Raw genomic sequence first — 9,473 nt, 5'->3', positions numbered from 1 at the left:
CGTGTTGCCGCCGCCCAGGTAGCCCTTCTCCAGCACGGCGATGCGGCCGACCTTGTGGTTCTTGGCGAGGTAGTAGGCCGTGGCCAGGCCGTGGCCGCCGCCGCCGATGATCACCACGTCATAGCTGTCTTGCAGCTGGGCCCGGCGCCAGGCCGGCTCCCAGGTCTTGTGGTGCTTCAGGCCATGCTTGAGCAGGCTCCACACCGAGTATTTTTGGCCTTGCACCGCTGTCTCCACGAACGATTCCGATGGCGGAATTCTTGTGGCGATCGGGCTTCACGTTTTGGCGATTCGCGACCTGCGCTTGACGGTATGCGACATCGTGCCGGGGCGCACGCGCCGTGCAGCCTCCCAACGAGCCGGGGCCGGCCGCTCGCGCGGCCGGCCCCGGCAAGTCGGCGCTGCCTCAGCACTCGACGATGTTGACCGCGAGACCGCCGCGGGCCGTTTCCTTGTACTTGGTGAGCATGTCGGCGCCGGTCTCGCGCATGGTCTTGATGACCTTGTCGAGGCTGACGTGGTGCGTGCCGTCGCCGCGCAGCGCCATGCGCGCGGCATTGAGCGCCTTGACCGAGGCGATGGCGTTGCGCTCGATGCACGGGATCTGCACCAGCCCGCCGACCGGGTCGCAGGTCAGCCCCAGGTGGTGCTCCATGCCGATCTCCGCGGCGTTCTCGACCTGCGCGGGCGTGCCGCCCATCACCGCGCACAGCGCGCCGGCGGCCATCGAGCAGGCCACGCCGACCTCGCCCTGGCAGCCGACTTCGGCCCCAGAGATGCTGGCGTTCTCCTTGTAGAGGATGCCGATGGCGGCGGCGGTGAGCAGGAAGTCCACCACGCCGGCGTCGTTGGCGCCGGGCACGAAGCGGGTGTAGTAGTGCAGCACGGCGGGAACGATGCCGGCCGCGCCGTTGGTCGGCGCCGTGACCACGCGGCCACCGGCCGCGTTCTCCTCGTTGACCGCCAGCGCGTAGAGGTTGACCCAGTCCATGACCAGCAGCGGGTCGCCGATGGCGGCCTCGGCGCGTGCCTTCAGGTGCGCGTGCAACGAGGCCGCGCGGCGCTTGACCTTGAAGCCGCCGGGCAGGATGCCTTCCGTGGCGCAGCCGCGCGTGACGCAGTCCTGCATCACGCGCCAGATGCGCAGCAGCCCGGCGTCGATCTCCGCGTCGCTGCGCCAGTGGCGCTCGTTGCGGCGCATGACCTGCGCGATGCTGCAGCCATGGGCATCGGTCAGCTCCAGCAGCTGCGCGCCGCTGCTGAAGGGGCACGGCAGCGGGGGCACGTCCTTGACCAGCGCCGGGCGCTGCCCGCCGCCCTCGGCGGCCTCCTGGCCCACGACGAAGCCGCCGCCCACCGAGTAGTACTCGCGCCGGTCGAGCTCGACGCCGGCGGCGTTGAAGGCCGTGCACTGCATCGCGTTGGCATGGAAGGGCAGCGTCTTGCGGCGGTGGAACACCAGGTCCCGGCGCTCGTCGAAGGCCACGGCCTGCTCGCCGAGCAGGGACAGCTGGCCGTCGCGGCGTATCCCCTCCAGCAGGCCGGGGATGGCATCGACGTCCACCGATTCGGGCTCGTGGCCGAGCAGTCCCAGCAGCACCGCCTTGTCGCTGCCGTGGCCGCGCCCGGTGGAGCCCAGCGAGCCGAAGAGCTGCACCTCCACGCGGGCGCAGCGCTCCAGCGCGCCCGCGTCGCGCAGCCGCAGCGCGAACAGGCGCGCCGCGCGCATCGGGCCCACCGTGTGCGAGCTCGAAGGCCCGATGCCGATCTTGAAGATGTCAAAGGCGCTGATGGTCATGCCGTCTCCCGGGCGATTGAAAGCTGTCTGGACTCGTTGAAATACGCCGGCGCCCGTTCCCGCTCGACGACGATGCCGACCTCGGCGCCGGGGAACGGCGCCAGCTTCATCAGCGTCAGCCGGATGCGCTGCAGGTCGAACTCCTGCTGCAGCACGGTGCACATCGTCTGGGCCATGGCCTCGACCAGCCGGTGCGGCTGGGTCAGGGCGATCGTGCGCAGCCGCTCCACGACCGCCGCGTAGTCCACGGTGTCCTGCAGGTCGTCGCTGAAGCAGGCGTCGCCGTGCGGCAGGTCGAACTCCAGGTCCACCACGATGGGTTGCGGTGCGGCCTTCTCCCAGGCATACACGCCGATGCGCGCGTCCATCGCCAGGCGGCGCAGCACGATGCGGTTCATCGCCGAGCCCGTCATCGCAGCACCACCGTGCGCTGGCCGTTGATGAACACGCGGTGCTCCAGCACGCTGCGCAGCGCGCGCGACAGGGCGGTGCACTCCATGCGCCGGCCGACGTTGAGCAGGTCCTCCGGGCTGTGGGCGTGGTCCACGCGCTCCGTGGCCTGCTCGATGATGGGGCCCTCGTCCAGGTCGGCCGTCGCGAAGTGGGCCGTGGCGCCGATGAGCTTGACGCCGCGCTCGAAGGCCTGGTGGTAGGGCTTCGCGCCCTTGAAGCCCGGCAGGAAGCTGTGATGGATGTTGATGACCCGGCCGGCGAGCTTCTCGCACAGCCCGTCCGAGAGCACCTGCATGTAGCGCGCCAGCACCACCAGGTCGGCCTCGTAGTGCCGCACCAGGCCCAGCAGCTCCGCCTCCTGCGCCGCCTTGGTGGCCGCGGTCACGGGCAGGTGGTGGAACGGCAGGCCGTGGGCTTGCGCCAGCGGGGCCAGGTCCGGGTGGTTGGAGACCACGGCCACCGGCTGCATCGGCATCTCGCCGTGCTTCCAGCTGTCGAGCAGGTCGTGCAGGCAGTGGTCGAGCTTCGAGACCATGAGCAGCACGCGCAGCGGCCGCGCCAGGTCGTGCAGCTGCCACCCGACCACGCCGATGCCCGACGCGATCTCGCCGAAGCCTTCGCGCAGGCGCTCCAGGCCGGCCGCCTCGGCGCCTTCGCGGCGGAACACGGTGCGCAGGAAGAAGCGCGACGTGGGCTTGTCGTCGAAGACGCTGAACTGCTCGACGTAGGCGCCATGGCGTTCCAGGAACGCCGCCACGGCGGCCACTTGCCCCGACGCGCTGCGGCAGACCGCCGTGAGCGCGAAGCGGCTCGGATGAGTCGAAGTTGAAGACATCGGTGTACCTCGCAGGTGAACGTGGACCGGCGACGGTCCGCCTGACGCCAATGTGTCCAAGGCCTGGGAGGGCCACTTGTTGGATGCCGACACCTGATTGGCCGATTGCGACAGCAGCGGCTTTCCCGCGCCGGCGCGCGCCCCTGGCTGCGCCCCGGGCCGTGCCCCGGGCCGCGGCCGCTTCAGGGCGTGCCCGCCAGCAGCGCCCGCACCGCCCGCAGCAGCTCGTCGATGTCGAAGGGCTTGCGCAGGAAGGCGTTGAAGTCCTGGGCCTGCACGGCCAGTGCCGAGGCCGCGGCGCCGCTCATCAGCAGCACCGGCAGACCCTGGTGCTGCGGCAGCTGCCGCACGGCGCGCGCCAGCTCCACGCCGCTCATGCCCGGCATCATGTAGTCGGTGATCAGCAGGTCGGGCGCGGCCTCGGCGATGCGCGCCAGCGCCTGGCGGGCGTCGCCCGCCACCACGACGTGAAAGCCCTCCTCGCGCAGGATCAGGCCGAGCACCTCCGCGTTGGAGAGCTCGTCGTCCACGACCAGGATGCGTTGCGGGCTCAAGCGTCGGTCCCGCCCGTCACGAGCGCGGCCTCGGCCGCGGTGGCCGATTCCGCGATTTCCAGCCCTCCCGGGCCGAGCACCAGCTCGCGCACGCGCTGGTCGCAGCGGCTGTTGCGCACCTTGCCGATCCACACGCGGTGCCGCACGCGGTGATCGACCTGCACGGCCAGCCGGATGATGTTGTCGGACAGGGCCGACATCGTGTGCGTGCCCACGGGAAAGGACGAGCGCTCGGCGTCGGTCTCCTCCACCGTGATCAGCGTCGTCGCGCCCGAGCGGCGCAGCTCGTTGGCCAGGGCGGCCAGGAAGCTGCCGTCGCGCGCCTCGTAGCCGGTGGCCGCGACGAAGCCGCCCAGGCCATCGACCACGACGCGCCGCGCGCCGGTGCGCCGGATGGCTTCCAGCAGCCGCGCCGCCAGCTCGTCGAGCAGGTTCTCGCCGAAGGGCTGCCACTCGAAGTGCAGCACGCCCGCATCCACCAGCGGCTGCAGGTCGCGGCCCAGCGACTGCGAGATTTGCAGCAGGAATTCCGGCGATTCGTAGAAGCCGAAGAACAGCCCCGGCTCCGCGGCACTGGCGCGCGCCAGGAAATGCAGGCCCAGCGTGGTCTTGCCGTTGCCCGAGTAGCCCGACACCGCCGTGACGCTGCCTTCGGGCAGGCCGCCGATGGCGAACATCGCGTCCAGCCCGTCGATGCCGGTGGACACGGCGCGGGGCTTGATGGCGTCGCGTGGCGACTCGCGCCGCGCCGCCTCCAGCCGCGGGTACAGCGTGATGCCGTCCACCCCGATGCGAAAGACATGCGAGCCGCGCAGCGTGGGGCTGCCGCGGAACTTCACCACCTCCAGCGTGCGCTCGCGGCGGCGGTCCAGCGCGCATTCGCGCAGCGCCACGATGCCGTCCACCATGGTCTGCTCGGGCGACACGGGCCGGTCCGCGTCGTCGCTGGCCAGCAGCAGCGTGGTGCAGCCCGTGAGCGTGGAATGCGCCTGCACCTCGCTGATGAAGAGCTTGAGCGATTCGTCCGTCGGCGCGGCATGGGCCGCGACCACCAGGCCGTCGAGCACCAGCAGCCGCGCATGGTGCGCGCGCATCTCGCTGCGCAGCAGGTTCACCACGGCGGGCAGGCCGCCCTCGCGCAGGGCATTGAAGGCGCTGACGTAGTAGAGCCGCTGCGGTACCAGGGCCTCGTCGAAGAACGAGAACGCGCGCATGTGCTGCATCAGCCGCGCGTGCGACTCGGCCAGCATCGTCACGTACACCACCGCGTCGCCCGCCGCGGCGCGGATGAAGCCGATCTGGTTGGCCAGGATCGTCTTGCCCGCGCCCGGCGTGCCCTGGACCATGTAGACGCCGGACTGCAGGAAACCGCCGCCGGTCACCTCGTCCAGCCCGGCAATGCCGGTGGGCACGCGGGGCAGGCCGGGAGCGCCGGAAGGGGAGTGGAAAGTCATGTGGAAGCTGCCGGTCAGGAACGGGCGGGAATTGCCGAAACGGGTAATTTGACGCGAAAGGAGCTGCCGCCCCGCGGGCCGACCGCGACATCGACCGTGCCGCCGTGGGCCCGCACGATCTGGCCCACCAGCCACAGCCCGATGCCGAAGCCGCTGGTCATGGTCGGCACCCCCACCACGCGCTCGAAGCGCTCCGACAGCCGCAACTGCTGAGCAGGGTCGATGCCCGGCCCCCGGTCCGCCACCGACAGCAGGACGTGGGCGGCGCCTTCGCGTGCGGCCGTCACCTCGACGGCGCCGCCCGCGCCGTGCTTGATGGCGTTGCCGACCAGGTTGCACAGCACCTCCTCGACGGCCTGCGCATCCCAGTGCGCCGCCAGGCCCGGCTCGATGTCGGCCCGCACCGGCGCGCCGAGGAAGGCCGCGTCCTGCGCGCAGCCGTCGAGCACGCGCGCCACCAGCGCCGACACATCCACCGGGGCGATGTCGAGCCGGAACTGCCCGGTGTTGAGCCGGCTCACGTCGAGCAGCACGGTGGCGCGCTGCACGAAGCGCCGCAGGATGCGCCGGGCGCGCTGCAGGCCGTCGGTGGCGCGCGCGCCGTCGCCCTGCCCCAGCCAGCGCTCGGCGGCATGCAGCTGCAGCGACAGCGCGTTCATCGGGCTGCGCAGCTGGTGGCCGACGATGGCCAGGAAGTCGTCGCGCGCGCGCACGGCCTCTTCCGCCTCGGCCAGCCGGCCCAGCAGCATCTGCGCCAGCGGCCGGGCCGACTGGCCCCAATCCCCGTGGTGCGCATCGAGCCCGTGCTGCCCGTGCTCCGCGCCGGGCCGGATGTCCCGGGGTGCGGCGCCGCCGTCGCCGGCGGGCGGGCTGGTGACGGGTGGCGGCGCGCCCGCGGCGGCCGGGCGCAGCGGCACGCGCCACAGCACCGTGGTGCCGGTGCCGGGCTGCGACTCGACGGCAAAGCTGCCGCCCAGCGCCTCGATGCGCTCCTGCATGCCCAGCAGCCCCCAGTTGACGCGGTTGGGCGCCGGCACCGTGGCGTCTGTGGCGTCGAAGCCGACGCCGTCGTCCTCGACGCTGCCCACCAGCTGCCGCCCGCGCCGCGCCAGGCTCACGCTCACCTGCGAGGCCTGGGCGTACTTGGCCACGTTGGTCAGCGACTCCTGCACCACGCGGAAAGCCGCGGCCTGCATCTGCACCGGCAGCCGCATCCGGTCGAGCCCCTGCAGCTCCAGGTCCACCGCCACGCCGGTGAGGTCCGACCAGGTCTGCACGTAGGCCTCCACGCCCTCGCCCAGGCCGCAGTCCTCCAGCGCCGTGGGCCGCAGCACGAACACCAGGCGGTCGAGCTCGCGGTCCACCCGCTGCAGTTGCGCTTCCAGCGCCTCCAGGCGCCGGCGCGCCTCGGCGTCGGCCAGCTCCGCCTTGAGCACGCCCACGGCCAGCAGCAGCGAGGCCAGGTACTGGCCCAGCGAGTCGTGCAGCTCGCGCGCGATGCGCCGGCGCTCCTCGTCCTGCACGCTCTCCACGCGCAGCAGCAGCTGGCGCAGCGCCTGCGTGCGCTCGGCCACGCGCTGCTCCAGCAGCTCGCGCGACAGGCGCTGCTCGTGGATGTCGGTGGCCGAGCCCAGCCACTGCACGATGTGCCCGGCCGCGTCGCGCAGCGGCTCCGCGCGCAGCAGGTGCCAGCGGAAGTCGCCATCGAAGCGCCGGATGCGGTGCTCGCTCTCCCAGGCGGCTCCCTGCTGGAGCGCGCCGCGGCGGCGCGCGAGCAGCGCCGGCAGGTCCTCGGGGTGGATGCTGGCGTGCCAACCCTGGCCCAGGCTGTCGCCTTCACTGCAGCCGGTGTAGTCGAGCCAGCGCCGGTTGACCCAGTCGCTGTGGCCGCCAGCGTCGTCGCTCCACAGCAGGTCGGGCACGAGGTCGGCGATGGCATGGATGCGCGCCTCGCTCTCGCGCCGGGCCGCCACGGCGCGGACCTTCACGGTGGTCTCCAGCACCGTGGCGCAGACGCCCGCGACCGCGCCGGACTCGTCGCGCAGCGCCCCCAGCGAGAAGGTGAGATACGCCGTTTCCAGGGCACTGCCGCGCTGCAGCAGCAGCGGCACGTCCTCGCCCAGCACGGGCTTGCCGCTGCGCAGCACCTGCTCGGCCAGGGGGCCGACGCGTGCCCAGGCCGGGCCCCAGGCCTGCCGCGCGGGCCGGCCCAGCGCCGGGGCGAGCCCGGCGCCGAGAATGCGCTGGGCAGCGTCGTTGTAGAGCTGCACCAGCTCCGGCCCCCAGCACACCAGGCTGGCAAAGCCGCAGCCCAGGCAGGTGTCCACCGCCAGGCGCAGGCTCGCGGGCCAGGACGCGGGCGGGCCCAGCGGCGTGGCGGCCCAGTCGTGGGCGCGGATGAGGGCGGCCATCGGCCCGTCGTCGGCGGGCCAGCCCGGTGCCACCGCTCTGGGGGCGGTGTTGCTCGTGAGGGATGGGGACATGCGCGGTACTCCAGCGGACCCGTGACGGACGCGGCCGGCGAATGCGGCCGGGCGATGTCCGGGACATGGGCGGTGCGGAGCAGGTTGCTTGCCTTGCCTCCTGGCGCCGGTGATCCCGGGCGCTTCCGCGCCAGGGGCGCAGCGGCTGCTTTAGGCTGCCGGCATGACACAAACCTTCACAAGGCGGGCCGCGTGCCGGGCCGGCGTCCTCATCGGACTGGCCCCGGCCCTGCCGGCTGCGCAGGCGCAGGCGCAGCAGGAGCTCGTGGTGGCCGCCGACGGCAGCCTCGCCGAGGCCCTGGCCGCCGTGGCGCGGCAGTTCGAAGCCGGGCGTCCGGGCGTGCGCGTCAGGCTGCAGGCCGGCGCGTCGGGCGCGCTGCTGGAGCAGATCGGGCGCGGCCTGGCAGCCGACGTGCTGGCCGGGGCCGACGCGGCCACCGTGGATCTGGGCGAGCAGCGCCGCCTGCTGCGGCCCGATGCGCGCGGCGTCTTCGCCACCAACACGCTGGTGCTGATCGTCCCCCCATCCCTGACCGTGCCGGTGCAGCGGCTGCTCGACCTGGGCCAGCCGGAAGTGATGCGCATCGCGCTGGGCCGCCAGCCCGGCGTGCCGGCCGGGCGCTATGCGCGCGAGGCCATCAACGCCCAGCGGCTGTGGCCGACGCTGCAGCGCAAGGTCGTGAGCGTGGACGATGCGCGCGAGGTGGTGGAGCTGGTGGCGCGCGCCGATGCGCAGGCCGGCATCGTGCTGGGCTCGGACGCTGCCGCGGCCGCGGCGACGGGCCGCGTGCGGGTGGCGCAGACGCTGGCCACGGCCACGCCCATCGTGCACCTGGCCGCCGTCACGGCCGGCAGCGGCAACGCCGCGCTGGCCGGCGAGTTCGTCGCCTGGCTGCGCGGCGAGCCGGCCAGGGCCGTGTTCAGGCGCCTGGGCTTCGGCCTGCCCTGAGCGCGCGCCACCGGATGAACCGACGCCTCTGTTGCCTGTTCCACTTCCCATGATCGTGCGCCGCCGCCAGCGCCGCCGCCAACCCTGATGGAGACGAGTCCCACGCCATGACGCGCCTGCTCTGCATTCCCTTCTCCGGTGGCAGCGCCCTGTCCTATCGCGGACTGGGGGCGGCTTTCGACTCGATCGAGGTCCTGACCTTCGAGCTGCCCGGGCGGGGGCGCCGGTTCCACGAGCCGCTGCTCAACGACTGCCACGCGATGGCCGCGGAGCTGCTGCGACAGATGCGGCCGCACCTGCACGGGCCCTGCGTGCTGTTCGGCCACAGCCTGGGGTCGCTGCTGGCCTACCTCGTGGCGCGGCTGGCGCGCAGCCAGGGGCTGCCGGCGCCGCGGGCGCTGGTCGTCTCCGGCGGGCGGGCACCGACGCGCGTCATCGACCGCGGCTGGCACCGGCTGCCGCGGCCCGAGCTGCACCGCGTGCTGCGCGACCTCGGCGGCTGCCCGCCGGCCATCCTGGCCGAGCCGGAGCTGATGGACCTCTACGAACCCGTGATACGCGCCGATTTCGCGGCGCTGGCCCACTACCGCCACGAGGTTGCCGCGCCGTTCGACTTCCCCGTCACGGTGCTCGTCGGCGCCGACGACGAGGTCAGCGAGGACGACGCCCGTGCCTGGCAGCAGGAAACCACGCTGCCGCTGCAGCTGCACCGTTTCCCCGGCAACCACTTCTTCATCGAGCAGCACTGGGCTCCGATCCGGCAGTTGATATCCGCGCACGTGCACGCCGCAGGCCGGCCGGCTCTCGAGCGCGACCCGGAGTCCGGCCCGCCGCACGCCGCGTCCTCGCTCACCGCTCACCAGCTCCTGGCGTCGGCAGCCAGCGGCGCGAGGACGGCCGACGCGCCGCCACCGCCGCCGCCGCGCTGATGGGCAGCCCGGTCCCTG

Annotated in this window: 9 protein-coding genes; 2 read left to right on the top strand and 7 right to left on the bottom strand. The window is 73.0% G+C overall.

The features are described from left to right. The 7 genes from FJ694_RS03965 to FJ694_RS03935 form a co-directional block, all read right to left on the bottom strand. Positions 1–225 (bottom strand): FAD-dependent oxidoreductase (locus FJ694_RS03965; protein WP_157264426.1); only part of this gene is annotated, 225 nt, incomplete at its 3' end. A 181-nt stretch (positions 226–406) separates the two neighbouring features. Further along, positions 407–1,798 (bottom strand): L-serine ammonia-lyase, encoded by a 1,392-nt coding sequence (locus FJ694_RS03960; protein WP_157264425.1) that lies wholly within the window; start codon positions 1,796–1,798, stop codon positions 407–409. Then, positions 1,795–2,196: a dihydroneopterin aldolase gene (folB, locus tag FJ694_RS03955; RefSeq protein WP_157264424.1), complete on the bottom strand. Its 402-nt coding sequence runs from the start codon at positions 2,194–2,196 to the stop codon at positions 1,795–1,797. The genes FJ694_RS03960 and folB overlap by 4 nt, the downstream gene beginning before the upstream one ends. 11 nt (positions 2,197–2,207) lie before the next feature. After that, entirely contained in the window at positions 2,208–3,086 is an 879-nt protein-coding gene (gene purU, locus FJ694_RS03950; protein ID WP_157264423.1) for a formyltetrahydrofolate deformylase, read from the bottom strand. Positions 3,087–3,268: 182 nt separating this feature from the next. Then, complete coding sequence (locus FJ694_RS03945) at positions 3,269–3,640, bottom strand: response regulator (protein WP_198320716.1); 372 nt, start codon at positions 3,638–3,640, stop codon at positions 3,269–3,271. Next, a complete protein-coding gene (locus FJ694_RS03940) occupies positions 3,637–5,094 on the bottom strand; it encodes an ATPase domain-containing protein (protein ID WP_157264422.1) in 1,458 nt (485 codons plus the stop codon). Before FJ694_RS03940 ends, FJ694_RS03945 begins: the two co-directional genes overlap by 4 nt. A gap of 14 nt (positions 5,095–5,108) precedes the next feature. Then, positions 5,109–7,577 (bottom strand): ATP-binding protein, encoded by a 2,469-nt coding sequence (locus tag FJ694_RS03935; RefSeq protein ID WP_157264421.1) that lies wholly within the window; start codon positions 7,575–7,577, stop codon positions 5,109–5,111. 163 nt (positions 7,578–7,740) lie between these two features. Here FJ694_RS03935 and modA point away from each other — a divergent pair, with 163 nt between their 5' ends. Together modA and FJ694_RS03925 are read left to right on the top strand one after the other, a co-directional pair. Continuing rightward, entirely contained in the window at positions 7,741–8,526 is a 786-nt protein-coding gene (modA, locus tag FJ694_RS03930; protein WP_157264420.1) for a molybdate ABC transporter substrate-binding protein, read from the top strand. A gap of 107 nt (positions 8,527–8,633) precedes the next feature. Beyond that, positions 8,634–9,455, top strand: a complete 822-nt coding sequence (locus FJ694_RS03925; protein WP_157264419.1) for a thioesterase II family protein — start codon at positions 8,634–8,636, stop codon at positions 9,453–9,455. Positions 9,456–9,473: the final 18 nt, after the last annotated feature.

It is taken from the genome of Azohydromonas aeria (genome assembly GCF_009760915.1).
GTDB classification, from domain to species: Bacteria; Pseudomonadota; Gammaproteobacteria; order Burkholderiales; family Burkholderiaceae_C; genus Azohydromonas; species Azohydromonas aeria.
This window is presented reverse-complemented; position numbering and strand designations above follow the sequence as displayed.